The sequence below is a fragment of the Accumulibacter sp. genome, assembly GCF_029255145.1.
Taxonomy (GTDB): domain Bacteria; phylum Pseudomonadota; class Gammaproteobacteria; order Burkholderiales; family Rhodocyclaceae; genus Accumulibacter.
On the sequence record NZ_JAPUVQ010000150.1, the window covers coordinates 1 to 24,131 of the forward strand.

Here is a 24,131-nt window from a genome sequence, read left to right on the forward strand (position 1 = left end):
GGATCGCTCCAGACCAGCACTCCTACTCCGTGCGAGTTACTCCATCTTTTCCGACAGCCCACCTAAGCAGACTACCCCAGACCGAGAACCCACACCTATCGGTTGTCTCATTTTTAAAGAGCTGGCGGATCGACCAACTGGCCGGGCGCCGTGTTGCGTTGCTGCCGGAGCAGCGAGAGGGGCGCATTATACAGACGTTTCCGGTTGCGTCAACACTTCTTTCCAGAAACCACCAGAGCCACCTTGCACCGCTTGCGCAGCCCCTCAAGGTCGCGCCAAACTCGCACTGTACGTCGATAACACACTGATTTTATTCAGCTTTTATGTCATACTCCGTAGCGGAGGTGCGAATTATACAGTGCTGGTTACCGGCGTCAACCCTCTTTCGAAACAATTCGGAGATCATTTCCGAAACCTTTGTCAGAGCGGGACTGCCAGAGCGCTCAAGCGATGCGCACCCGAGCAAACTTGCGCTTTCCGACCTGCAGGACGAAGCTGCCCTTGGCCGGGAGGACGAGGTGCCTGTCGTCGACGCGGACGCTGTCGATCCTGACGCCACCCTGATCGATCATGCGCAAGGCCTCGGAGGTGCTGGCGGTGAGCCCGGACTGCTTGAGGACCTGCGCGAGGCTCAAGGAAAACCCGGCGCCCGAAACGCTGACCTCGGCGATGTCGTCGGGGATTGCTCCCTCGCGGAAGCGGGCGTCGAAATCTGCCAGGGCCTGGGCAGCGGCAGCGCCACCATGGAAGCGCTCGACTATTTCCTGCGCCAGCAGCACCTTGACGTCGCGCGGATTACGTCCGCCAGCGACGTCTTGCTTGAAGCGATCGATCAGTTCCGTCGTCCGGAAGGACAGCAGTTCGAAGTAGCGCCACATCAATTGATCGGAGACCGACATCAGCTTGCCGAACATATCGCCAGGCGGCTCGTTGATGCCTACATAGTTGCCCAGCGACTTTGACATCTTGTTGACCCCGTCCAGACCTTCAAGCAGCGGCATTGTCAAGATACATTGGGGCACCTGCCCGTAGTGCTTCTGTAACTCCCGCCCGACCAGCAGGTTGAACTTCTGATCGGTACCTCCGAGTTCGACATCCGCCTTCATCGCCACCGAGTCATACCCCTGACAAAGGGGATAGAGCATTTCATGGATAGCGATCGGCTGCCCATTGCGATAGCGCTTGGCGAAGTCGTCGCGCTCGAGCATCCGCGCCACGGTATGCAGCGCGGCCAGGCGGATCATCCCCGACGCACCAAGTGGCTCGAACCAGGTGGAATTGAAACAGACCTCGGTCGCCTCCGGATCGAGGATCTTGAACACCTGCTCCTGGTAGGTCCCGGCGTTCTGGAGGATTTGTTCGCGCGACAGCGGCGGCCTCGTCACGTTCTTGCCGGTGGGATCACCGATCATGCCGGTGAAGTCCCCGATCAGAAACATCACATGGTGACCAAGGTCCTGAAAGTGCCTGAGCTTGTTGATCAGCACGGTGTGTCCCAGGTGCAGGTCGGGAGCGGTTGGATCAAATCCGGCCTTGATCCGCAGTGGGCGGCCACTTGCGAGCTTTTCGACCAGCTCGGTTTCGAGCAGCAATTCTTCAGACCCGCGCTTGATTTGCTTGAGGTCTTGTTCAACGGCGCGCATGCAAACCTCTATTGTTTGTGCCCAGAGAGCTTCTGGTGAGGAGGGTTTCTTGCTAGACTCCAGCGTTTTGCCACCGACAGTCCATGGATTTCGAGGAGAGCCGGATTCTAGCGCATTCACACCCATCGATCGACCGACTGCGTCGTCACCCTTGGGCAGCAGCCGCCATCGGCGGCGTCTCGCTGCTCGGCATGGTCGCCGCATTTGCCATTGCGCCAACAGCCGAAAGCCCGCGCGTTGCCCCGGTCACGGTGCTCGAACGACTTCCCGCACCGACCGCCATTCTGCTCAAGAGCGAGAACGCAGCCTTCCTGCGCGAAGAGCGCGTCCAACGCGGTGACACCATAGCCAGCCTGTTGAACCGCCTCGGAATTGCCGACCGCGAAGCGCTGCAATTCATTGGCGGCAATCGGCAAACGCAGGACGTGGCCCGGCACTTGCGGCCGGGAAATACCGTCAGCGCAAAATCCAGCGAAGGCGGCGAGCTGCTGGGCCTTTATGTCGAACTTCCCGGCGAGGACGCGCTGCTGGTAGTCGAACGTACTGGCGACGGCTTCGTTGCGTGGCAAGAGGCGCTGCACCTGGAAAGCCGCGCGGTCCTCAAGTCAGGCGAAATCCGCCACTCGCTGTTCGCAGCCACCGACGAAGCCGACATTCCCGACGCCGTCGCTCTGCAGATGGTCGCCATTTTCTCCAGCGAGGTCGATTTCCATCGCGACCTGCGCAAAGGCGACCGCTTTTCGCTGGTTTACGAAAGCCTTACGCACCGCGGCCAGACGGTGCGCAGTGGCCGCCTCCTGGCGGCCGAGTTGATCAACGACCAGAACGTCCTGCGCGCTTACTGGTTTCAAACAGAAGACGGCGAAGGCGCTTACTACGCCGCTGACGGCAGCAGCCTGCGCAAGGCCTTCCTGCGCTCACCGATCGAGTTCTCGCGGGTCACCTCCGGCTTTTCCGGCGCCCGCTTTCATCCAATTCTGCGCACCTGGCGAGCCCACAAAGGGGTGGACTACGGAGCGCCCACGGGCGCAGGCGTCGTCGCGGTGGCCGACGGCGTGGTCGAGACCGCAGAACGCCAGAGCGGCTATGGCAACTTGATCGTGCTCAAGCATCAGGGAAGGTATTCGACCGCCTATGGTCACCTGCAGAAGTTCGCCAAGGGCGTTCGCCAAGGCACCCGCGTCCGCCAGGGAGACACCATCGGCTACGTCGGCCAGACGGGACTAGCGACCGGACCGCATCTGCATTATGAGTTCCGGGTCAACGACCAGCCGGTCGACCCACTGGCCATTTCGCTGCCCCGGGCGATCCCGCTAACCAACTCGCTGCGCACTCGCTTCAACGCCTCCAGCAGGACACTCCAGGCACAGCTCAGCCTCGCCGGCCAAACCACCCTCGCCGCTATCGAGTGAGGTCGAGGCAGCGGCCCCACAAAAAAGCCGTCCCTGACCAGCAGGTGCGGCTCGTCCGCGGCTACCGGCCGACCACGGTTTCCGGGTTCAGGAAGTGCGCGGATTGCCGGTCAGCTTCTCGTACTTGACCCACAGTTGATCCTCGTTCTCCTGATTGGCCGGATCCTTGGGGATGCAATCGACCGGACACACCTCGACACACTGGGGCGTATCGTAGTGACCGACGCATTCGGTGCACTTGTTGGGGTCGATCTCGTAGATTTCCACCCCCTGGCTGATAGCTTCGTTCGGGCACTCGGGCTCGCACACGTCGCAGTTGATGCATTCGTCGGTGATAGTCAAAGACATTCTTGCTGTTCCTTCAGATCGATGAAATTTCTCTTACACGCTTGGCCAGTCGCTCACAAATTGCCGGCTGCACGAACTGGCTTACATCTCCGCCGAGCACGGCGATTTCCCGAACCATCGTCGCCGAGATGAACATGTACTGCTCGCCCGGTGTCAGAAATACCGTTTCGACCTCCGGAAAGAGGTTTCTGTTCATCCCCGCCATCTGGAATTCATAGTCGAAATCAGAAACCGCCCGCAATCCTCTGATGATCACCTTGGCGCCTTTGGCGTGAAGGAAATCCATCAACAGACCATTGAAGCCGCAGACTTCAGCATTCGGGTAGGGCGCCAGAATCTCCTGCGCCATCTCGACCCTCTCGACCAGCGAGAAGAACGGCCTCTTCGGCTGGCTCTCGGCGATGCCGACGATCACCCGGTCGAAGAGGCAACTCGCACGCCGAACGAGATCCTCATGGCCGCGTGTCATCGGATCAAAGGTGCCGGCATAGATTGCCATTCGCCTATTCAGCGCCATTAGCCTCGCCTCGCCGCATCAAGTGATAAAAAACCTGGCCCGCTTTCCCCTGGCGTACCGTGCGCCACGTCCCGCAACCCTCCAGCAGCCGCTCCGCCTCGACGTAGATGATGCCGTCCTCGGCCAGAAGGCTCGGGACGATCGGGGCCAGGCGGTCGATCCAGCCCTGATTGAATGGCGGATCAAGAAACAGCACGTCAAAGCACCCGCCGACGGAAGTTGCGAATCTTACCGCATCCGCGCAAACAATCTCCAGGCGCCTGTCAAGGTCCAGAGTCCTGGCGTTGCTCGCCAGCGCCGCCACGACTTTCGCCGAGCTATCGACCAGCACCGCCCTGGCCGCGCCGCGCGAGGCCGCCTCGAACCCCAGCGCGCCGCTGCCGGCAAACAGATCCAGGCAGGATGCGCCGCGCAAGTCGTTGCCCAGCCAGTTGAACAAGGTCTCGCGCACCCGATCCGGTGTCGGCCGCAAACCCGGCAAGTCAGGAAAGCGCAAAGTGCGGCGCCTCCACTCCCCGCCGATGATCCGCACCGCGTTCAGAGAACTATTCCGCGGCGACAACCACTGTCACCAGATGCTCCGGGCGCACATGCCGCGAGAACGCCGCCTTGACCTCGGCGGCGGTCACCCTGGCGATGTTTTCCGGATAAAGGTCGAGATAGTCGAGCGGCAATTCATAGAAACCGATCATTGCGACGCTGTCCAGAATCTTGCGATTGCTGTCGAGGCGCAGTGGAAAACTGCCGACCAGATTCTCTTTCGCCGCCTGCAACTCAACCTCGCTGGGCCCCTGTTCAAGGAAATTGGAGAGCACCGCGCGGGTCAGTTTGAGCGCCTCATTGGCCTGCGCCTTCTTGGTCTGCAGACCGATCTGGAAAGGCCCCAACTGCGCCAGCGGGTGAAAGTAGCTGTGCACACTGTACGCCAGCCCGCGTTGGTCCCGCACCTCCTTCATCAGCCGCGAGACAAAGCCACCACCGCCGAGCGAGTAGTTTCCGACCGCCAGTGGAAAGAAATCGGGGTCGCCGCGCTTCAGCGCCGGCAGCCCCAACAGCAGGTGCGCCTGCAACGCCGGGTGGGCAATCCGATGCTCGCTGGCAGCCGGCAAAGTCGGAGCGGCGACACCGCGCATCGCCGGCGCCGAAGGCAATGCAGCTGTCAGCTCGTCGGCCAGAGCCTCGGCCTGCGCTCGCTCCAGGTCGCCGACGATGGCCACGGTAGCGCGTGGCGCGGTGTAATTCGCGGCGTGGAAAGCGGCGACATCGGCCCGCTCCAGGCCGCTCACCGACTCCGGCGTGGCATAGCTGCCGTATGGGTGCGACCCATACATGGCCGACCAGAAGGCCCTGCTGGCCAGGGTATCGGGACGCGTCAGCGCCTCCTTGAGCGCGGCCACCGTACGCGCCTTCTCGCGATCAAGAACGGCCGCTGCAAACTGCGGCGTGCTCAGGATGGCGCGCAGAACGTCGAGCGCGGGACCCCGCTTGTCGGCCATCGACAACGTGCGCAGCACCACCGAAGCGCGATCCATGTCGACCCCACCCGACAGCCTGGCGCCGACATCTGCCAGCCGGCTGGCAATTTGCGTTTCATCGATCCCGGCCACGCCGAGGTCGATGAGCGCTCGGGTCAAGGACGCGACGCCTGCCCGTCCGACGGGCTCATAGGCCGTGCCGGCAGCAAAATCGACCTGAAGGTCGAGAATCGGCAAGGTGTGGTTCTCGACAAAGAACACCCGTGCACCCGACGAGCTTTGCCAGTGCTGGATCTTCGGGCCGGCGTGCGCCAGCTCCATGGTCAGAGCGAGAAACGACAGGAGCAGCAGCTTGAAGGGAGTCATCGACGCTCTCTGATCAGTGGCGCGCGGTGGACGGCGAAGCCGGGCGCGAAGCCAGCGGCAAGGGTTGCGGGTCGAGTTGGGCGACCGTCAGCTGCTCGTCACGAAAATATTTTGCTGCTACCACCCGAATTTGCTCGGCAGTCACCTCTTGCAGCTTGTCGATCATCCGCCGGTTCAGTGCGTGGGGGATTCCGACCGCTTCCAGTTGGCCGATTTCCATCGCCTGGGCAAAGATCGAATCGCGCTTGTAGATCTGTCCGGCGATCAGTTGCGCCTTGGCGCGCGCCAACTCGTCGGCGGCCACGCCATGCTGCTGCACGTCGGCGATTTCGGCGCGCAGGCCGGCCTCGAGTTCCGCCGCCGTCCGGCCCTCGCTGGGCGATCCATGCAAATAGAAGATGCCCGGACCGCGCGCGGTCGAGTCGTAACTGGCGGAAGCCACCACAGCCAGCCGCTGCTGGCGCACCAGGTGCCTTGAAAAGCGCGCTGCGTCGTGGCCGGCAAGAACGGCTGCCAGCATTTCCAGAGCATAGGGGTCGACGTCCTGATCGACATCGCGGATCACCGGCGCCTTGTAGGCCATCATCACTACCGGCAGATCCGCCGGCGCCTTGACCGTCAGACGACGAATGCCGAGCTGCGGCGGCTCGTCCTGCGGTTTCCTGACCGGCAACGGGCGCGCCTCCAGAGGGCCGTAGTGTTCTTCGGCAAGCTCGAACACCACCTGGTGATCGAGGTCACCGACGACCACCACATAGGCATTGTTGGGCGCGTACCAGCGCTCATACCAGCGGCGGGCATCGGCCGGCGCCAGGTGCTCAAGATCGTTCATCCAGCCGATGATCGGCACCCGGTAGGGGTGCGTCTGGAAAGCGACTGAGGTCAACTGCTCGACCAACAGCGACTGCGGCTGGTCGTCGGTGCGCAAGCGGCGCTCTTCCATGACCACCTTGATCTCTTGTGCGAACTCCCTGGGGTCAAGCGTCAGATGGCGCATCCGATCGGCTTCCAGCTGCATCATCTCGGACAGTTTCTGCTTCGGTACCTGCTGGAAGTAAGCGGTGTAGTCCCGGCTGGTGAAGGCATTGTCGCGTCCCCCCGCGGCGGCCACGCGACGGCTGAACTCGCCGGGCCCGGCACTCGGCGTACCCTTGAACATCATGTGCTCGAGAACGTGCGCCACGCCGGTGCTGCCATTCGTTTCGTCCATGCTGCCGGCACGGTACCAGACCATGTGTGCTACCGTGGGGGCACGGTGATCCTCCTTGACGATAATCCGCAGGCCATTTGCCAGCTGCCGTTCAAAGGTCTCGGCCAGCCCGCTGACCGGCATGGCCAGAGCCAGCAACAGCGGAATCAGTCTCGCGTGGCGCATGGGCATCAATCGCTTCTGATAGAATTTCGGGGTGTCGGGTGTTTGCGCCGGCATCTTAGCACCGCCAAAGCCTCGAAGCGCCTTTGAGACACGAACGCCCCATGTTTGGTTTCCCCAAGAAGTCCCCGCTACCACAAGAGACCCCCGCTGCGACCGTCAGTGACGTCAGCGAGGCCGCAGCGGCCGCATCGTGGCGGCTGCGACTCAAGACCGGTCTGGCGCGCACGCGCGCTCAGTTTGGTGGCAAACTGAAATCACTGTTCTCGCGCGGCAAGGTTGACGACCAACTGCTCGAAGACCTCGAAGCCCTGCTGCTGACCAACGACGTCGGCCTGGACGCCACGCAGCACCTGCTCTACCAACTGAAGATGCGTGCCAGACGAGACAGGCTCGGTACCCCCGAGGCCATTCAGCAAGCGTTGTCGGACATCATGTTCGACCTTCTTCGGCCGCTTGAAGAAGCGCTCGACGTGACCACCCACCGCCCCTTCGTGATCATGATCGCTGGCGTCAACGGTGCCGGCAAGACCACCTCGATCGGCAAGCTGGCCAAGCATTTCCAGGCGCAGGGCCGGTCGGTTCTGCTGGCCGCGGGCGACACCTTCCGCGCGGCGGCGCGCGAGCAACTGCAAACCTGGGGCGAACGCAACAACGTGACGGTCATTTCACAGCAGTCCGGCGACTCGGCGGCGGTTATTTTTGACGCCATCGCCGCCGCCAGGGCGCGTGGCATCGACATCGTGCTGGCTGACACTGCGGGTCGCCTGCCAACGCAGTTGCATCTGATGGACGAGATCGCCAAGGTCCGTCGCGTCATCCAGAAGGCCGACCCGTCCGGCCCGCATGAAACGCTGCTGGTGCTGGACGCGACCTTCGGCCAGAATGCCCTGCAGCAGGTAATGGCCTTCGACAAGGCGATCAAGGTCAGCGGCCTGGTGTTGACCAAGCTCGACGGCACCGCCAAGGGAGGTGTGGTCGCCGCAATCGCCCGCCAGTGCCCCAAGCCGGTACGCTTCATCGGCGTCGGCGAGGGTATCGACGATCTGCGACCTTTCCATGCCCGCGATTTTGTCGACGCGCTGTTCGAGTGATTACTGCCAACGCTGTCACCAAACGTTACCCTGACGGTCACGAAGCGCTCAAGAACGTGAGCTTCGAGGTCACCGCCGGGGAAATGGTCTTCCTCACCGGCCACTCGGGCGCCGGCAAGTCGACACTGTTCAAGCTGCTGGCGGCGATCGAACGTCCGACCGCGGGCAGCATCGTGATCAACGGCCAGAACCTCGCGGCACTTCGCAAAAGCGCGATTCCCTACCTGCGCCGCAAGCTGGGGCTGATCTTTCAGGATCAGAAGCTGCTGTTCGACCGCACCGTCCTCGATAATGTGCTGTTGCCGCTATCGATCGTCGGCCATCCGGCCAAGGACGCGCCGCGCCGCGCACAGGCGGCACTGGCCAAGGTCGGCCTGCCGAATCGCGAAAAGGCCTTTCCGATCGCCCTCTCGGGCGGCGAACAGCAACGCCTGGCAATCGCCCGTGCGGTGGTCAATCGGCCGGCGATCATCCTTGCCGACGAACCGACCGCCAACCTCGACGCGGAGTCGGCCACCGAGATCCTGGGAATCCTCCGGACTTTTCAGCAGGTCGGGGTTACCGTTCTCATCGCCACCCACGACCCGCTGATCCTGGCCAGGCTGAAGCCAAGAATTCTTCGCCTCGACAAGGGCGAAATGAGCGAACAGCTGCCCGAGCAAGCGGCCGACGGTGGCGAGCCATGACGGGCCGGCTCGGCCACCATCTGACCGCCTTGCGCGAGGCGCTGCGGCGCCTCGCCGCGGCGCCGCTGAACACCCTGCTGTCGCTGCTGGTGATCGGCGTCGCGCTGACGCTACCGACCGCCGGCTGGCTGGCCATCGAAAACCTGCGCACGCTGACCGGCAATACCCCGGGTGTGCAACAGATCAGCATTTTTCTCGAGCTCGACGCCGGTCAGCGCGAGCGCGGGGAAATTGAGTCACGGCTGCAGCAAGCGGCCGCCGGAAGCTGGCATTTCGTTCCCCGCGCAGAGGCACTCAAGCGCCTGCAGGAGTCGGAGGGAATGGCCGAGATCATCGGCAGCCTGCCGAAAAACCCGCTGCCGGACGCGTTCGTCGTCACCCCTGCCGATTCGCAGCCCGAATCACTCGAACACCTGGCAGAAACCTTCTCGCAATGGCCAAAGGTGGCGCACGTACAACTCGATTCGGTCTGGGTGAAGCGCCTCGATGCCCTTCTTCGCCTGGCGAAGCTGGTCGTCATGCTGCTCGCGGTGCTCTTCGCCGGTGCGCTGGTGACCATCACCTTCAATACCATTCGCCTGCAAATCCTCGCCCAGGCGGACGAGATCGAGGTTGCCAAACTGATCGGCGCGACCGATAGCTACATTCAACGCCCACTGCACTATTTCGGACTCCTGCAGGGCGCCCTCGGAGGACTGTGCGCTGCGCTGCTGGTGACCGCGGGCAGCCATCTCCTGACCCCACCGGTGGCCGAGCTGGCGCGGCTCTATGGTGCCGACTTCACTCTGCAGAGCCTGTCGGCCCGCGACTTTGGCGGGCTGGCCGCTATCGGCGGCGGCCTCGGCTGGCTGGGAGCCAAGATCTCGGCCCTGATTCACCTGCGCGGCAGCCGCTGAAGCCGGCACCCGTCGCAGCACCCTGAGCCAGCCACAGGACACTCTGGCCGAATGCACTCAGCCGAGCAATACGCAAGCCCAGATCAGCAGGGCATTGAGCAAGGCCAGCAACACCGCCGCGCTGCCAATGTCCTTGGCGCGCTTGGCAAGGTGATGCCGGTCCAGCGAGATCCGGTCCACGGTTGCCTCGATGGCTGAATTGAGCAGTTCGACGATCAGCACCAGCAGCACGCTGCCGATCATCAGCGCCCGCCCGATGCCATCCACGGCGAGGAAGAACGACCAGGGGATGAGCAGCGCGGCGATCAGCACTTCCTGGCGAAAGGCGTCCTCGGCGACAAGAGCCGCGCGCAAGCCCGCCAGAGAATAGTGCAGGGCGTTCCAGACCCGCCTCAACCCGGTCTGTCCCTTGAACGGGCTTTCGTCAACCATCGGGGTTTCCTTGCCGGTATTCGATCGGCGGCAAGTATAACCACATATGAACACCCCGCTGGTGCTCGCGGCCGCGTATGGCTCGATTCGCGGCCCAACGCGGCGAGGTCAATCCCGAGCTGTCGTCGCTTGCCCACCGCCGCTACAATGGCGGCCATCCACCCACGCGCAGACGACGAGGCCGAGTTTGGCGATTACCCAGGACCAACTGAAGCAAGCCGTTGGGCGCGCAGCCATCGCGCACCTTGTCGAAGGAGAAATTGTCGGCGTCGGGACGGGTTCGACCGCCAACTGCTTCATCGACGAACTGGCGGCGATAAGAGACCGGATCAGGGGCGCGGTAGCCAGTTCCGAGGCCACCAAAAGACGACTCCAGGGCCACGGCATTACCGTTTACGATCTCGACGAAGTCGACCGCATCCCGGTCTACGTGGACGGCGCCGACGAGATCAACGCGGCGATGCAGATGATCAAAGGCGGCGGCGGCGCGCTGACACGCGAGAAGATCGTCGCGGCGGTGGCCGGGAAGTTCATCTGTATTGCCGATGGTGCCAAACTGGTGCCAGTGCTGGGTCGTTTCCCCCTGCCAGTCGAAGTCGTTCCGATGGCCCTTGGCCACGTCAGACGCGAACTGGCGGCGATCGGCGGCTCGCCAGTTCTGCGCGAAGGCTTCGTCACCGACAACGGCAACCTGATCATCGACGTCAGCGGGCTCGAGATCCTCGACCCGGCCGGCCTGGAAACGCGTATCAACCAGATCGTCGGAGTGGTGACCAACGGCCTCTTCGCCCGTCGTCCGGCTGACGTCTGCCTCCTGGGCACGGCGGCCGGAGTGCTGACCCTGACCGCCAGTTGAACGACCGGCCGGACTTCCCGCCGCCGCCCATGCCGCCGCCGGCACGGGCGGCGGCAGCCGATCAGCTGGCAGGCGGAACGTAACCCTGCACCTTGTCCGCCCCACTGCCGAAGAAGTGTCTTTCCAGCTGCTCGGCGAGATACTTGCGATGCGCGGCGTCGGCAAGATTGAGGCGGTTCTCGTTGATGATCATGGTTTGCATGCGCACCCATTGCTGCCATGCTTCCTTGGATACGGCTTCATACAGCCGCTTGCCCAACTCGCCCGGATAGGGCGGAAAATCCAGTCCCTCGGCCTCGCGGCCCAGCTTGATGCAGTTAACCATTCTCGTCATGCAATCCACTCCTTGATTGCTCCACGGCGGCGCCGCAGAGGTAAACCCTGTACGTTCCGGTCGGCGTATGGGCCGAACGGCAACGGCAAGAAAACTAGAGATCCTTGATCAGCACCTTGGAACGACGCTGCAGGTTATACACCAAGCGCTTCTCGGCCGGCAGCTGATCAATCTGACGTTCGGCGAAGCCGCGCTCCTTGAACCAGTGTGCGGTCACCGTGGTGAGTACGAACAGGCGTTTGATCCCGGACGCCCGAGCCCGCGCCTCGATCCGCTTCATCAGCAGCGCCCCATGACCCCAGCGCCGATAGTGCGGATGAACGGCCAGGCAGGCCAGCTCGGCCTGATCGCCACCGTAAGGATAAAGCGCGGCACAGGCGACGATCACCCGATCGTGCTCGACCACCGAGAAGCGCGTGATTTCCCGTTCGAGCAACTCCCGCGAACGGCGGACCAGCGCGCCTTCTTCTTCGAGCGGCTCGATCAGCGCCACCAGGCCGCCGATGTCGTCGGGTCGGGCGTCGCGCAGTTGTTCGAGCGACTCACGGGTGATGATCGTACCCACCCCGTCACGCGTAAACAGTTCGCGCAGCAGGGTGCCGTCCTCGTCGTAGCCGATCAAGTGCACACGGCCGACGCCAGCGCGACTGGCGCGCACGGCGCAAGGCAGGTAGCGCTTGAGGTCCGGTGACAGCCACTCGCCGAGACTGAGCAGCCGCTCGGCCGCGGCAACCGTCAACTCGTCGAGCAGGGCGCCGTCGATGTCGGTCGCACCCCGGCTGTCGGTCAGAAAGATCAGCTTGTCGGCCAGCAAGGAAGTCGCCACTGCCTCGGCCACCTGCTCCATGGACAGATTGAAGATCTCGCCGGTCGGGCTCGACCCAAGGCACGACAGCAGTACGATGTTGCCCAGCGCCAGCTGGGCTCGTATCCCTTCGCTGTCGACCTTGCGTACCTGACCCGAATACTGCAGGTCCACGCCATCGACGACGCCGACCGGCCGGGCAGTAATGAAATTGCCACCGACCACCCGAATCGTGCTGTTGGCCATCGGCGTATCGGCGAGGCCCTGTGAAAGCAGGGCCTCGATCTCGACGTAGATGCTGCCGACCGCGTCAATCACGCTATCGAGGGCCTGAGCGTCGGTCACCCGACAGTTGCCGTGATAGACCGACGGCAGCCCTCTTTCGCGCAGCAGTTCCTCGATTTGCGGCCGTGCGCCGTGCACCAGCACCAATCGCACGCCGAGCGCCGCCAGCAGGTTGACGTCGTAGGCCAGGGTGCGCCCGAGTGGCCCGGCAATCGCCTTGCCGCCAAACGCGACCAGAAAGGTCTTGCCGCGAAAAAGATTTACGTACGGCGCGACCGACCGAAACCAGGCTACGAAGTTGTCAGAACTCGAATTCGCGGACATCTCACGTGGCGGGCGCCGCCTTTTCGCTCGACTGTTCTGCCGTCGCCCCCTTCATCGCCTTGCTCGCCTTGGCCGCAGTCGCTGCGGCAGCTTTCGATTCCTTTGCCGCCACCGCCTTGGCTGCCTTCTGTGTCGCCGGCTTGGCGACTTTTGGCGCCGCTGCCTTGACTTCCTTCATCGGATCGACTTTCAACTCTTTTTCGACGCGCTCGCAGATCGTGCGCAACACCTTGACGCGCGCAAAATACTTGTCGTTGGCCTCAACGATCGTCCACGGAGCGGTCCCGGAGCTGGTGCGCTCCATCATGTCGCAAACCGCTTCATGGTATTGGGCCGCCTTCTCGCGGTTGCGCCAGTCTTCCTCGGTGATCTTGAAGCGTTTGTGCTCGACCTCCGCGCGCCCCTCGAATCGCTTGAGCTGCTCCTCGTCGCTGATCTGCAGCCAGAACTTGATGACGATGCCGCCTGCGTGCCAGATGTCATGCTCGAAATCGTTGATCTCGGCGTACGCGCGTGACCAGTCGGCTTCGCTGCAGAAGCCCTCGACGCGCTCGACCAGCACCCGGCCGTACCAGGTCCGGTCGAAAATGGCCACCCGTCCGAGACGCGGCATGCGTCGCCAGAAGCGCCACAGATAGGGCTTCGCGAGTTCTTCCCGGGTCGGCGCGGCAATCGGGATAATCTGATACTGGCGCGCATCCATCGCCGAGGTCACCCGCCTGATCGCGCCTCCCTTGCCGGCCGCGTCGGAGCCTTCAAATGCGATGACCAGGGCGCGCTTGGTGAACGCCGGGTGGCGCGTCAGCTCCGCCAGGCGCCCCTGCCATTTGGCGAGTTCGGTCTCGTAGACGTCTTTGGCCAGGGTCTGCGACATATCGAGAGCACTCAGCACGTCCAGACCGTCGATTCGCGGCGACACCGGCGGCGCCAGCGGCGCACTTGCCTCGCGCTTCTCGAGCAAACGCTTCTGCACCGCATCGAGGATGGTCTTGCCGACGGTCAATGAGCGATAACGGTCGTCGGTACCCTCGACGATGATCCACGGTGCCCAGGAGGTGCTGGTCGTGCGCAACAGATGGCCGGCAACCTCCTGCAACTTGTCGTAGGTCTTCAGGCGATCCCAGCTCGCCTTGGTCACTCGCCACTTGGTCAGCGGGTTCGCCTCGATCGATTGCAGGCGCTCGCGCTGCGCGTCCTTGGAGAGGTGTATCCAGAACTTCAGGATCAGCGCGCCCTCGTTGACCAGCATCTCCTCGAACCGGTTGAGCTGGTCCATGCGCTGATCGAAATCGGAGCGCGACATGTCGTTGGTGATCCGCTCGGCAATCGGGTGCGAATACCAGGAACCGGAAAAGATCGCGACTCGCCCCTTCGGCGGCAGCGCTCGCCAGTAACGCCACATCGAGGGGCGCGCCTTCTCTTCGGCGGTCGGCGCGGAGTAGGCGTGCGTCGACAGGTAACGCGGGTCCATCCACTCGTAGAGGACGTTGATCGTTTCCCCCTTGCCCGACCCGTCGACGCCGCTGATCAGGATGATGACGGGAAAGCTGTCGTTGTCGCGCAACTGCGCCTGCGTTTCGAGCAAGGCGGCACGCAACTTGGGCACCTCCTCGCGGTAAGTTGCCTTGTCGATCTTGTGTCCCAGCTCGGCCGATTCAAACATCAGTCATCTCCTCCTTCAAGTCACCCCACAAAAACTGGATTGCTGCGAGCGCAGCCAGGCCAGCGGTCTCGGTGCGTAGAATACGCGGCCCCAGACGTAACGACAAAAAACCTGCCAACCGGGCCATGACGATTTCCTCGGGTGCCAGACCACCCTCGGCACCGACCAGCAACTCAACACGCCCGCCGACGCTCGGTGCCGGCAGACTCGCCAGCGAGTGCCGGCCGGCCGGCGCCAGCATCAGTCTGTGAACGCCCGGTTCGACGCCTCGCGCCAGCCAGTGTTCGAGACTCTCCGGAACGACAACCTCAGGCAAGCGGTTTCGGCCGCACTGTTCGCAGGAAGCAGCGACGATTCCGCGCCAATGTTCGAGCCGGCGAACCGCGCGCTGATCGGCAAGACGCACCACGCTGCGTCGCGAGATCACCGGCACGACACGTTCGACGCCGAGTTCGACCGCCTTCTGCACGGTCAGGTCCATTCTTTCACCGGCCTGAAGCGCCTGCACCAGGGTGATTGAAAGTGGCGACTCCCGCTCGGTGTCGCGCCTTTCGAGGACCTCGACGCGGACCCGCGCACGCTCGCAGCCAACGATTCGCGCAGCATATTCTCCGCCAGCACCATTGAACAGCGTCAGGCCATCGCCATGACGCAGGCGCAGAACCCTGACCGCGTGATGCGCAACCCGCTCCGGCAAATCGGTTTGGGTGCCTGCCGCAAGCGGCATCGGGCAATGAAAACGGGGATCATTCACCATGGTATTATAAAAGTTAAGCGCTTGGATGGTCGTTCTTTGGAGGCGAGTCGCTGATGGCACTCAATACACCAGTGTGTGACTTCGGCTGGCAGGCCGTAGACTTCGAACTCGAGGACACCAGCGGTTTGCGACATACGCCAGCCTCGCTGCGCGGCCCGAGCGGGCTGCTGCTGATGTTCATCTGCAATCACTGCCCCTATGTCAAGGCGGTAATCGACCGGATCTGCCGCGACGCCCGCGAGCTGCAGGCCATCGGCATCGGTGTTGCCGCGATCATGAGCAACGATTCGACCGAATACCCCGAGGATTCCTTTGAAAACATGCAGCGCCTGGCAGTGCGGCTCGACTTCTCTTTTCCCTACCTGTACGACGCGACGCAGAGCGTCGCACGCCAGTACGGTGCCGTTTGTACGCCGGATTTCTTCGGCTTCAACCGCCGCCTTGAATTGCAGTATCGCGGCCGACTCGATGCCAGCGGCCGTCTGCCCGCGGCACCGGATTCCCGACGCGAGCTGGTGCTCGCGATGCGAGAGGTTGCCGAAACAGGACACGGTCCGCGCCAGCAGATCGCCAGCATGGGCTGCTCGATCAAGTGGCGCAGCTGAGTCACGATGAGTGCCCTGGACAACGCGGCACTGCCGACGACCTCGGACAGTGAACTCAAGACGATGCTCGACGCCACCGTCGCGCTGGTCCGCGAGGTCGCGCAGCGGGAAATCATGCCGCGCTTCTTGCGCGTCGTCCACGACCAGCGCAAGGACGACGGATCACTGTGCTCGGAAGCCGACCTCGCCGCCGAGAACTTTCTGCATGAGCGGCTGAAGGAGATTCGCCGCTGCCCGATCATCGGCGAAGAAATGTCGCCAGCGGCCCAGCGCGCCAACTGGCTCGGCGGCAGCGACGACGACGGAGGCCTGTGGTGCATCGACCCCATCGACGGCACCACCAACTTCATCAATGGACTACCCTGCTTTGCCGTCTCGATCGCCTGGATCCGCGCCCGCCGAACCCGGCTGGCGGTGACCTACAACCCGATCACCGACGAAATGTTCTACGCCCGCGAAGGCAATGGCGCCTACCTCAATGGCCGCCGCCTGCCGCTGCGTCAGGTGACCGCCGACATGGGCCGCGCCGTCGGCGGCGTGGACTTCAAGCGGATTCCCAGGCTGCTGGCCGACCGAATTGCCGTCAGCCCGCCGTTCTACTCGCAGCGCAATTTCGGCAGCTCGACGCTCGACTGGTGCAACCTCGCCGCTGGCCGGCTGGATCTTTACCTGCACGGCGGCCAGATGCTCTGGGACTATGCTGCCGGCAGCCTGATCCTGCGCGAAGCCGGCGGTCAAATGTGTACGCTGGCGCACGACGACTATGACGATGAGGACGTCTGGTGCCGCTCGGTGATTGCCGCCCTGCACCCGACCGTGTTCACCAACTGGCGGAAGTGGGTGCGCCAGAACAGCTCGCCGGACGTCGGCTGAAGGCGTCTCACCGGACGTACGAGCGAGCTTCTGCACCCGCCGAAGCGCATGCTTTCTGGCTACTAGCCGGATCAGGCGCGCCTGATCGCCAGTTCGCCAGCGGTCCGCCAACTGGCGGCGAGCTCGGCGGCAATCCGACCCGAGTCCAGCGATACGGCAACGGCCTTGCGCTGCTCGTCACACTGCAAGCCGGCCTGCTGCAACCACTCCCGGCGGTAGTAGGTGCGGCCGTAGCGCTGCCCGGCATCACAGAGCAGGGTAACCACCGAGCCTGATTCGCCTCGTGCGCGCATCTGGTCCATGCACGCCAGCGCGGCGATCAGATTGGTTCCGGTCGAAGCACCCACCCGACGACACAGGCGCACCGATAGCTCGTGCATCGCGGCCACCGACCAGACATCGGGCACCTTGACCATGGCGTCGATGACCTGCGGCAGGAACGAAGCTTCGACGCGCGGCCGGCCGATGCCCTCGATTCGCGAGCCCTCACGCAGGCAGAGGTCGGGTTTGCGGCTGAGGTAGTGCTCGAAGAACACCGAAAACTCGGCATCCGCCGCGCAGACGCGGGTTGGCCACGCGCAGTAGCGGACGTAGCGACCGAGCGTCGCGACCGTGCCGCCGGTGCCGGCGCTGGAAACCAGCCAGCTCGCAACAGGGTGCTTCTCAAGCCGCATTTGCTGAAAGATGGACTCCGCGATGTTGTTGTTGGAACGCCAATCGGTGGCACGCTCGGCGTAGGTGAACTGATCCATGTAATGACCATCGACTTCGTCGGCCATTCGCTGTGACTCGCTGTAGATGCTCATCGGGTCGCCGACCAAGTGGCAGCGACCGCCCTGGAATTCGATCGCCGCGACCTTTTCCGGCGAGGTCGAGGCGGGCATGACGGCGACGAAGGGCAGCCCGAGGAGGCGGGCGAAATAGGCCTCTGAGATGGCTGTCGAGCCACTGGACGCCTCGACCACCGTACTGCCCTCGCGCAGCCAGCCATTGCACAAGGCGTAAAGAAACAGCGAGCGCGCCAGTCGGTGCTTGAGACTACCGGTCGGGTGGCTCGACTCGTCCTTCAGATAGAGGTCGATGCCCGGAAAACCTTTGAGCGGCAAGGGGATCAGGTGGGTATCGCTGGAGCGCTGGAAATCGGCCTGGATGCGGCGGATAGCGGCCAGCACCCAGTTTCGGTCACCTTGCTGAACGGGCGCAGGCGGGATATTCATGCGTGCAGCTTAGCAGCCGACAGGCGGCCGTCAATCGCCGTGATGGTGGAGTATCGTACAGCTACGCACCGCGCCGGCAGAACGACGGCGCGTGTGCTATGCGACTTTTTCGGGTAAACTTTACTAAATTACTCAGGTATCCATCGAAGGAGCTTTGGCAAATGGCTGTAACGAAAGAAGCCGTACACGCGGCACTGAAGGATGTGATCGATCCCAACACCCAAAAAGACTATCTGTCGACGCGTGCGGCGAAAAACATCAGGGTAGAAGGTTCAGATGTCTCGCTCGACATCGAACTCGGTTACCCGGCCAAGTCGCAGCTCGACGAAATCCGTCGGGCCGTAATCGACAAATTGCGGACAGTGCCCGGCATCGGCAATGTCAGCGTCAATATCGGCGTCAAGATCGTCGCCCACACCGTGCAGCGCGGCCTCAAGCCACTGCCGGGAGTGAAGAACATCATCGCCGTGGCCTCCGGCAAGGGCGGCGTCGGCAAGAGCACGACGGCGGTTAACCTGGCGCTGGCGCTGGCTCAGGAGGGCGCCACGGTGGGTCTGCTCGACGCCGACATCTACGGCCCCTCGCAGCCGCAAATGCTTGGCCTGACCGGTCAGAAGCCCGAATCCGAGGACGGCACGTCGATGGACCCGCTGCGCGCACACGGCTTGCAGGCGATGTCGATCGGCTTCATGATCGACGTCGATTCGCCGATGGTCTGGCGTGGCCCGATGGTGACCCAGGCCCTCGAACAATTACTCAAGCAGACCAACTGGGACGATGTCGATTATCTGGTGGTCGACATGCCGCCGGGAACCGGCGACACGCAACTGACCCTGGCGCAGAAGGTGCCGGTCACCGGCGCGGTGATCGTCACCACGCCGCAGGACATTGCGCTGATTGACGCGCGCAAGGGCCTCAAGATGTTCGAAAAAGTCGGCATCCCGATTCTTGGCCTGGTGGAGAACATGAGCACCCACATCTGTTCGAAGTGCGGCCACGAGGAGCACATCTTCGGTCAGGGCGGCGGGGCCCAGATGTGCGCCGACTACGACACCGAGTTCCTTGGTTCGCTGCCCCTGGAACTCTCGATTCGCCAGTTGACCGACTCGGGGAAACCCACCGTGGTCGGCGCGCCGGACTCACGGGCCGCCGAGATCTACCGGACGATAGCGCGCCGGATAGCGGTCAAGGTCGCCGAGCGCAGCCGCGACATGAGCGCCAAGTTCCCAAGCATCGTGGTCCAGAACACCTGAGAGCAGGCAGCGGGCCGGACCAATGCCGACCTATCGCAGGCGTTTAGAGGCACCCGCTTCCCGGCGATCAGGCGAGGCTGCGGACTAACAACGCTGGCGGTTCCGCGGCAGCCGCGCAAGGACCGAGAGCCTCGTCGCGTGGCCGACTGGCGTGCTGCCGCCGTAGCGCTCGCCTGGAATCGGCGTCGGAAGCGGTTTCTTCCCTTGCCCGGACGCCGTAGAATGAGCGCCTTTCCGGTATTGTCGGAATTCGGGTGACCAGCGATGTCGATCAAGTCTGACAAATGGATCCGCCGCATGGCGGCAGAGCACGGCATGATCGATCCCTTCGAGGCCAATCAGGTGCGCGAGATCGATGGCCGCCGGATCGTCTCCTACGGCACTTCGAGCTACGGCTACGATATCCGCTGTTCAGACGAATTCAAGCTGTTCACCAACCTCAACTCGACGATCGTCGATCCGAAGAACTTCGACCCGAATTCATTCGTCGAGGTCAAGAATGACTTCTGCATCATTCCACCGAACTCCTTTGCCCTGGCGCGGACGGTCGAATACTTCCGCATTCCGCGTAGCGTGTTGACCGTCTGCCTCGGCAAGAGTACCTACGCGCGTTGCGGCATCATCGTCAATGTCACGCCGTTCGAACCCGAGTGGGAAGGCTACGTGACGCTGGAATTCTCGAACACGACGCCGTTGCCGGCAAAGATATACGCCAACGAGGGCATCGCGCAGGTTCTCTTCTTTGAATCCGACGAGGAGTGCGAAACGTCGTACAAGGATCGAGGCGGCAAGTACCAGGGCCAGGTCGGCGTGACCCTGCCGAAAATGTGACCCCGTGCGGGACGCCTGCGCGGCTGGCGGGACACCAGGCGCCAGCGGCCGCACGACAATCCCGTGCTGATGCTGCAGCTTCTCCCTCTTGATTTCGTACTGGACTGGCCATGCATTTCGCTTTCCCGGTAATCATCATCGACAAGGACTACCGCTCGGAGAACAGCGGCGGACTGGGTATCCGGGCGCTGGCCAAAGCCATCGAGAAGAAGGGCTTCGAAGTCCTCGGGGTGACCAGCTACGGTGACCTGACATCGTTCGCGCAGCAGCAGAGCCGCGCCTCGGCGTTCATCCTGTCGATCGACGACGAGGACTTCCACGACGGCAAGGCCGACGACACCGTCGCCAGCCTGCGCGCCTTCGTCAAGGAAATACGCTGCCGCAACGAGGATATCCCGATCTTCCTTTACGGTGAAACGCGAACCTCGGGTCACATCCCGAATGACGTCCTCCGCGAGTTGCACGGTTTCATCCACATGTTCGAGGACACGGCCGAATTCATCGGCCGTTACGTCATCCGTGAGGCCAAGACCTACCTTGACAGTCTGGCACCGCCGTTCTTCCGTGCCCTGACGCATTACGCCGAGGACGGCTCGTATTCGTGGCACTGCCCGGGGCACTCAGGGGGGGTCGCTTTCCTGAAGAGCCCTGTGGGCCGCATGTTCCACCAGTTCTTCGGCGAAAACATGCTGCGCGCCGACGTCTGCAATGCCGTCGAGGAACTCGGCCAACTGCTCGACCACACCGGTCCGGTCGCCGCCTCGGAGCGCAACGCGGCGCGCATCTTCAACGCCGATCACCTGTTTTTCGTCACCAACGGTACCTCGACGTCGAACAAGATCGTCTGGCACTCCACGGTCGCACCCGGCGACGTCGTGGTCGTCGACCGCAACTGCCACAAATCCGTACTTCACTCGATCATCATGACCGGTGCCATCCCGGTGTTCCTGATGCCGACGCGAAACCACTACGGGATCATCGGGCCGATTCCGAAAGAGCAGTTTCGCTGGGAGAACATCCGCAAGAAGATCGAGGCGCACCCTTTCGCGCGCGCGGTCACCGCCAAGCCACGGGTGCTGACCATCACCCAGAGCACCTACGACGGGATCCTCTACAACGTGGAGGAAATCAAGGAAATGCTCGACGGCGCGATCGACACCCTGCACTTTGACGAGGCCTGGCTGCCGCACGCCGCTTTCCACGAGTTTTATGGCGATTACCATGCCATCGGTGCAGACCGGCCGCGCTGCAAGGACGCGATGATCTTCTCGACCCAGTCGACGCACAAGCTGCTGGCCGGCCTCTCGCAGGCGTCACAGATTCTGGTCCAGAACTCGGAGGGGCGAAAACTCGACCGCGACATCTTCAACGAAGCCTATCTGATGCACACCTCGACCTCGCCGCAATACGCGATCATCGCCTCCTGCGACGTGGCAGCGGCGATGATGGACGCGCCGGGCGGAACGGCTCTGGTCGAGGAATCGATTGCCGAAGCGCTCAACTTTCGACGCACGATGCGCAAAGTCGAGCAGGAGTGGGGTGCCGACTGGTGGTTCAAGGTCTGGGGCCCCGCCGACCTCTCGGAAGAGGGAATCGAGGAGCGTGCAGCGTGGATTCTCAAGCCGGGTGAACGCTGGCATGGTTTCGGCATGCTCGCCGAAGGCTTCAACATGCTCGACCCGATCAAGGCCACGGTGATCACCCCCGGGCTCGATGTCGACGGCGACTTCGCCGACTGGGGAATTCCGGCGGCGATCGTCACCAAGTACCTGGCGGAGCACGGAATCATCGTCGAGAAGTGCGGCCTGTATTCGTTCTTCATCATGTTCACCATCGGCATCACCAAGGGTCGCTGGAACACGATGGTCACTGAACTGCAGCAGTTCAAGGATGGTTACGACCAGAACCTGCCGCTGTGGAAGGTCATGCCGGAGTTCCTGGCCAAGAATCCCCGCTACGAGCGGTACGGTCTGAAGGACCTGTGCAAGCAGATTCACGGCATCTACGCGGCCAACGACGTGGCGCACCTGACCACCGAGATGTATCTCTCGGACATGGAGCCGGCGATGAAGCCGACCGACGCCTTTGCCAGCATGGCGCACCGCGAGATCGACCGCGTCCCGATCGACGATCTGGAAGGGCGGATTACCAGCACCTTGCTGACACCCTATCCGCCGGGGATCCCGCTGCTGATCCCCGGCGAGCGCTTCAACGCCACAATCGTTCGTTATCTGCGCTTCGCGCGCGATTTCAATGAGCGTTTTCCAGGCTTTGAAACCGACGTCCATGGCCTGGTGAAAGCGCTGGCCAACGGCAAGGCGGTGTACTCGGTGGATTGCGTTCGCTGAGGTGGCCGAGGCGCTTTTTTCGCTACCGGGGCATGCCCCCGACCATGACCAGTCCCGCTCGGCCCCCGCTCGATGATTGGCCGCTGCAGCGGCATTTGCCACTGCTGCAGTTGGCCGCGAGCGAGCGACGCCGTCCCGGTCAGGGTGCTGGGGAAGCGGCCGCATCTGCGGCAGAAGAGTCCTCTACCAGGCGAACGACACCGTCGGCACCCAGGGCAGTGTCTTCAAACTTCAACAGCGTGATCCGGTGGTTGTCCATCTCGAGTACGGTCAGTCGGCCACCCTCTAGCTCGACTGAATCGCCAAGTTTTGGCACGTTGCCCAGCTTCTTGTAGAACAGTCCCGCGAGAGTGACGTAGTCGTCGTCCAGGGGAAACGGAAAGTCGAGCAGCGACTCGAGGTCGGTGACCCGCATCGACGCATCGATCTCGTACTGGCTACCGAGCAGCTTTTTCACTCGCCGCCCCTGGCGAGTGAACTCGTCCTCGTACTCGCCAACGATTTCCTCGAGGATGTCTTCGAGGGTGATGATCCCTTCGGTCCCACCGTATTCGTCGATGACGATCGCCATCTGCTGGCGACTGTGCTTGAATTCCTTGAGCAGATCGCTGAGCGACTTGCTGTTCGGAACGATGAAGGGCGCCTGCGCGAACTCGCTGACCGGTCGCCGGCTGACTTCTTCAAGGGTCTGGCCGCTGCTTTCGGCCATGACCGTCAGCAGTTCCTTGATCGCCACCACGCCGGTGATCCGGTCGAGACTCTTGTCACAAATCGGAAAGCGCGCGTGCGGCACGTCGCGGAAGACCCGCAGAGCGTCGGCGAGGGTGTCGTCCTGGGTCAACGCCCGGATCCGCGTCCGCGGGATCATCGCCTCGCGTACCGTGTGTTCGTCGAGCTTGAACACGCCACGAATCATCTGCGTTTCCTCGGGCGCCAGCGTGCCGTCCTTCTCGCTGGCAGAGAGAATCATGCGAATTTCCTCGACCGACATCGTGAAGTGACTCTCCCCATGGCCTTCCAGGTTCTGCTGCCCGAAGAGCCTGAGCAGAGCGTTCGAGGACATTTTCATGACGTGGATCAGCGGTTTGAAAGTCAGGTACAGCACGTTGATCGTCCCGCCAACGGCCATGCTCAACTGCTCGGCCTTGTGGAAAGCCAGGACCTTGGGCGCCAGCTCGCCAGCGACCACGTGCAGGAAGGAAATGACGATAAAGGCAAAGACATAGGACATGGTATGCGCTGCCTTGATCAGCGCCGGACTGTCGCCGAACAGCGCGAAGACGGCGATAAAGGTCGAATCGGTCAGCGTGCTGATCGTCTCCATGCCGACGGCGCCCAGGCCGAGCGAGACCAGAGTGATGCCGACCTGGGTCACCGAGTAAAAGCGCTCCGGTTCGTTGTGCAGCATCTCGACCCGTGCCGCGCGCTTGTCACCCATCTCGGACAACTGCTTGATGCGGCTGCGACGCGCCGACGAAATGGCGATCTCGGAGCCGACAAAGAAGGCATTGCCGGCAATGAAAACCAGAATTAGTACGAGATTAAGATAGATAGTCATCTGTTCCATGCAAAACCCTCCCGTGTTAGCGGCAATTGAGAAACTCCAGCGGCCGCATGCGACCACCGAGCGCAACGACCGGCCCGCCCCCCGGGCAAGCGCCAACACTGCACATTTCCCGCTTTTTGGCCTTGTTTTTCCGTATTGTCGCCGCTGCGCGCGAATAGTACGCCATTTATGC

General features: G+C 62.8%; 22 protein-coding genes and 1 pseudogene. 10 read left to right on the plus strand and 13 right to left on the minus strand.

All coding sequences use genetic code 11. The annotated features are described in order from the left end of the window. Positions 1-443: 443 nt before the first annotated feature. Complete coding sequence (gene tyrS / locus Q1L50_RS19545; RefSeq protein ID WP_300341999.1) at positions 444-1,643, minus strand: tyrosine--tRNA ligase; 1,200 nt, start codon at positions 1,641-1,643, stop codon at positions 444-446. Positions 1,644-1,726: 83 nt separating this feature from the next. Between tyrS and Q1L50_RS19550 the strand changes: the two genes are divergently transcribed. Further along, positions 1,727-3,055, plus strand: coding sequence for a peptidoglycan DD-metalloendopeptidase family protein (locus tag Q1L50_RS19550; RefSeq protein WP_300342001.1), 1,329 nt, complete (start codon positions 1,727-1,729; stop codon positions 3,053-3,055). Between the two features lie 87 nt (positions 3,056-3,142). Here Q1L50_RS19550 and Q1L50_RS19555 read toward each other — a convergent pair whose 3' ends face one another. Genes Q1L50_RS19555 through Q1L50_RS19575 form a run of 5 tightly spaced genes read right to left on the minus strand, consistent with a single transcriptional unit; the run spans position 3,143 to position 7,142 of the window. Further along, complete coding sequence (locus Q1L50_RS19555) at positions 3,143-3,403, minus strand: YfhL family 4Fe-4S dicluster ferredoxin (RefSeq protein WP_300342003.1); 261 nt, start codon at positions 3,401-3,403, stop codon at positions 3,143-3,145. Between the two features lie 13 nt (positions 3,404-3,416). Then, a complete protein-coding gene (gene coaD / locus Q1L50_RS19560; protein WP_300342120.1) occupies positions 3,417-3,914 on the minus strand; it encodes a pantetheine-phosphate adenylyltransferase in 498 nt (165 codons plus the stop codon). Continuing rightward, a complete protein-coding gene (gene rsmD / locus Q1L50_RS19565; RefSeq protein WP_300342123.1) occupies positions 3,907-4,461 on the minus strand; it encodes a 16S rRNA (guanine(966)-N(2))-methyltransferase RsmD in 555 nt (184 codons plus the stop codon). Before rsmD ends, coaD begins: the two co-directional genes overlap by 8 nt. 4 nt (positions 4,462-4,465) lie before the next feature. Next, positions 4,466-5,761, minus strand: a complete 1,296-nt coding sequence (locus Q1L50_RS19570) for a pitrilysin family protein (RefSeq protein WP_300342005.1) — start codon at positions 5,759-5,761, stop codon at positions 4,466-4,468. A gap of 13 nt (positions 5,762-5,774) precedes the next feature. Beyond that, positions 5,775-7,142: a pitrilysin family protein gene (locus tag Q1L50_RS19575; protein ID WP_300342007.1), complete on the minus strand. Its 1,368-nt coding sequence runs from the start codon at positions 7,140-7,142 to the stop codon at positions 5,775-5,777. 95 nt (positions 7,143-7,237) lie between these two features. On the opposite strand from Q1L50_RS19575, the gene ftsY reads away from it, so the two are divergent. Genes ftsY through ftsX form a run of 3 tightly spaced genes read left to right on the plus strand, consistent with a single transcriptional unit; the run spans position 7,238 to position 9,809 of the window. Then, positions 7,238-8,227, plus strand: coding sequence for a signal recognition particle-docking protein FtsY (gene ftsY / locus Q1L50_RS19580; protein ID WP_300342009.1), 990 nt, complete (start codon positions 7,238-7,240; stop codon positions 8,225-8,227). Next, positions 8,224-8,913 carry a cell division ATP-binding protein FtsE gene (gene ftsE, locus Q1L50_RS19585; protein ID WP_300342010.1) on the plus strand — a complete coding sequence of 230 codons (690 nt, stop codon included), beginning with the start codon at positions 8,224-8,226 and terminating at the stop codon, positions 8,911-8,913. Before ftsY ends, ftsE begins: the two co-directional genes overlap by 4 nt. Next, positions 8,910-9,809 (plus strand): permease-like cell division protein FtsX, encoded by a 900-nt coding sequence (gene ftsX / locus Q1L50_RS19590; protein ID WP_300342012.1) that lies wholly within the window; start codon positions 8,910-8,912, stop codon positions 9,807-9,809. Before ftsE ends, ftsX begins: the two co-directional genes overlap by 4 nt. 57 nt (positions 9,810-9,866) lie before the next feature. Here the strand turns inward: ftsX and Q1L50_RS19595 are convergent, their stop codons facing one another. After that, positions 9,867-10,241 carry a diacylglycerol kinase gene (locus tag Q1L50_RS19595; protein ID WP_300342014.1) on the minus strand — a complete coding sequence of 125 codons (375 nt, stop codon included), beginning with the start codon at positions 10,239-10,241 and terminating at the stop codon, positions 9,867-9,869. A 193-nt stretch (positions 10,242-10,434) separates the two neighbouring features. On the opposite strand from Q1L50_RS19595, the gene rpiA reads away from it, so the two are divergent. Then, positions 10,435-11,097, plus strand: coding sequence for a ribose-5-phosphate isomerase RpiA (rpiA, locus tag Q1L50_RS19600; protein ID WP_300342126.1), 663 nt, complete (start codon positions 10,435-10,437; stop codon positions 11,095-11,097). Positions 11,098-11,158: 61 nt separating this feature from the next. Here rpiA and Q1L50_RS19605 read toward each other — a convergent pair whose 3' ends face one another. From Q1L50_RS19605 to Q1L50_RS19620, 4 genes are all read right to left on the minus strand, one after another. After that, a complete protein-coding gene (locus tag Q1L50_RS19605) occupies positions 11,159-11,431 on the minus strand; it encodes an oxidative damage protection protein (protein ID WP_300342015.1) in 273 nt (90 codons plus the stop codon). A gap of 94 nt (positions 11,432-11,525) precedes the next feature. Then, the gene (argA, locus tag Q1L50_RS19610) at positions 11,526-12,845 is read right to left on the minus strand and encodes an amino-acid N-acetyltransferase (protein WP_300342017.1); all 1,320 of its coding nucleotides are present in this window, start codon (positions 12,843-12,845) and stop codon (positions 11,526-11,528) included. 1 nt (position 12,846) lies between these two features. Beyond that, positions 12,847-14,508: a polyphosphate:AMP phosphotransferase gene (gene pap, locus Q1L50_RS19615; RefSeq protein WP_300342019.1), complete on the minus strand. Its 1,662-nt coding sequence runs from the start codon at positions 14,506-14,508 to the stop codon at positions 12,847-12,849. Continuing rightward, a complete protein-coding gene (locus Q1L50_RS19620) occupies positions 14,501-15,265 on the minus strand; it encodes a 16S rRNA (uracil(1498)-N(3))-methyltransferase (protein WP_300342020.1) in 765 nt (254 codons plus the stop codon). The genes pap and Q1L50_RS19620 overlap by 8 nt, the downstream gene beginning before the upstream one ends. 53 nt (positions 15,266-15,318) lie before the next feature. On the opposite strand from Q1L50_RS19620, the gene Q1L50_RS19625 reads away from it, so the two are divergent. Next, positions 15,319-15,870: a thioredoxin family protein gene (locus tag Q1L50_RS19625; protein WP_300342022.1), complete on the plus strand. Its 552-nt coding sequence runs from the start codon at positions 15,319-15,321 to the stop codon at positions 15,868-15,870. Between the two features lie 63 nt (positions 15,871-15,933). After that, the gene (locus tag Q1L50_RS19630; protein WP_300342129.1) at positions 15,934-16,743 is read left to right on the plus strand and encodes an inositol monophosphatase family protein; all 810 of its coding nucleotides are present in this window, start codon (positions 15,934-15,936) and stop codon (positions 16,741-16,743) included. 200 nt (positions 16,744-16,943) lie between these two features. Here Q1L50_RS19630 and Q1L50_RS19635 read toward each other — a convergent pair. Continuing rightward, a pseudogene (locus tag Q1L50_RS19635) lies at positions 16,944-17,960 on the minus strand (PLP-dependent cysteine synthase family protein); the annotation flags it as partial. 161 nt (positions 17,961-18,121) lie between these two features. Here Q1L50_RS19635 and apbC point away from each other — a divergent pair. The 3 genes from apbC to Q1L50_RS19650 all read left to right on the plus strand — a co-directional run bounded on the left by apbC (position 18,122) and on the right by Q1L50_RS19650 (position 22,392). Beyond that, positions 18,122-19,213: an iron-sulfur cluster carrier protein ApbC gene (gene apbC, locus Q1L50_RS19640; protein WP_300342026.1), complete on the plus strand. Its 1,092-nt coding sequence runs from the start codon at positions 18,122-18,124 to the stop codon at positions 19,211-19,213. Positions 19,214-19,477: 264 nt separating this feature from the next. After that, positions 19,478-20,044, plus strand: a complete 567-nt coding sequence (gene dcd, locus Q1L50_RS19645) for a dCTP deaminase (protein ID WP_300342028.1) — start codon at positions 19,478-19,480, stop codon at positions 20,042-20,044. A 110-nt stretch (positions 20,045-20,154) separates the two neighbouring features. Continuing rightward, the gene (locus Q1L50_RS19650) at positions 20,155-22,392 is read left to right on the plus strand and encodes an arginine/lysine/ornithine decarboxylase (protein WP_300342030.1); all 2,238 of its coding nucleotides are present in this window, start codon (positions 20,155-20,157) and stop codon (positions 22,390-22,392) included. A gap of 139 nt (positions 22,393-22,531) precedes the next feature. Here Q1L50_RS19650 and Q1L50_RS19655 read toward each other — a convergent pair whose 3' ends face one another. Beyond that, entirely contained in the window at positions 22,532-23,959 is a 1,428-nt protein-coding gene (locus Q1L50_RS19655) for a hemolysin family protein (RefSeq protein WP_300342032.1), read from the minus strand. Positions 23,960-24,131 lie beyond the last annotated feature (172 nt).

What these genes read in the sequence shown, in the direction of transcription:
- tyrS (WP_300341999.1), bottom strand. Translation starts at nt 1,643, where the DNA reads ATGCGCGCCGTTGAACAAGACCTCAAGCAAATCAAGCGCGGGTCTGAA.
- Q1L50_RS19550 (WP_300342001.1), top strand. Translation starts at nt 1,727, where the DNA reads ATGGATTTCGAGGAGAGCCGGATTCTAGCGCATTCACACCCATCGATC.
- Q1L50_RS19555 (WP_300342003.1), bottom strand. Translation starts at nt 3,403, where the DNA reads ATGTCTTTGACTATCACCGACGAATGCATCAACTGCGACGTGTGCGAG.
- Q1L50_RS19570 (WP_300342005.1), bottom strand. Translation starts at nt 5,761, where the DNA reads ATGACTCCCTTCAAGCTGCTGCTCCTGTCGTTTCTCGCTCTGACCATG.
- Q1L50_RS19575 (WP_300342007.1), bottom strand. Translation starts at nt 7,142, where the DNA reads ATGCCCATGCGCCACGCGAGACTGATTCCGCTGTTGCTGGCTCTGGCC.
- ftsY (WP_300342009.1), top strand. Translation starts at nt 7,238, where the DNA reads ATGTTTGGTTTCCCCAAGAAGTCCCCGCTACCACAAGAGACCCCCGCT.
- ftsX (WP_300342012.1), top strand. Translation starts at nt 8,910, where the DNA reads ATGACGGGCCGGCTCGGCCACCATCTGACCGCCTTGCGCGAGGCGCTG.
- Q1L50_RS19595 (WP_300342014.1), bottom strand. Translation starts at nt 10,241, where the DNA reads ATGGTTGACGAAAGCCCGTTCAAGGGACAGACCGGGTTGAGGCGGGTC.
- Q1L50_RS19605 (WP_300342015.1), bottom strand. Translation starts at nt 11,431, where the DNA reads ATGACGAGAATGGTTAACTGCATCAAGCTGGGCCGCGAGGCCGAGGGA.
- argA (WP_300342017.1), bottom strand. Translation starts at nt 12,845, where the DNA reads ATGTCCGCGAATTCGAGTTCTGACAACTTCGTAGCCTGGTTTCGGTCG.
- pap (WP_300342019.1), bottom strand. Translation starts at nt 14,508, where the DNA reads ATGTTTGAATCGGCCGAGCTGGGACACAAGATCGACAAGGCAACTTAC.
- Q1L50_RS19620 (WP_300342020.1), bottom strand. Translation starts at nt 15,265, where the DNA reads ATGGTGAATGATCCCCGTTTTCATTGCCCGATGCCGCTTGCGGCAGGC.
- Q1L50_RS19625 (WP_300342022.1), top strand. Translation starts at nt 15,319, where the DNA reads ATGGCACTCAATACACCAGTGTGTGACTTCGGCTGGCAGGCCGTAGAC.
- Q1L50_RS19630 (WP_300342129.1), top strand. Translation starts at nt 15,934, where the DNA reads ATGCTCGACGCCACCGTCGCGCTGGTCCGCGAGGTCGCGCAGCGGGAA.
- apbC (WP_300342026.1), top strand. Translation starts at nt 18,122, where the DNA reads ATGGCTGTAACGAAAGAAGCCGTACACGCGGCACTGAAGGATGTGATC.
- dcd (WP_300342028.1), top strand. Translation starts at nt 19,478, where the DNA reads ATGTCGATCAAGTCTGACAAATGGATCCGCCGCATGGCGGCAGAGCAC.
- Q1L50_RS19650 (WP_300342030.1), top strand. Translation starts at nt 20,155, where the DNA reads ATGCATTTCGCTTTCCCGGTAATCATCATCGACAAGGACTACCGCTCG.
- Q1L50_RS19655 (WP_300342032.1), bottom strand. Translation starts at nt 23,959, where the DNA reads ATGGAACAGATGACTATCTATCTTAATCTCGTACTAATTCTGGTTTTC.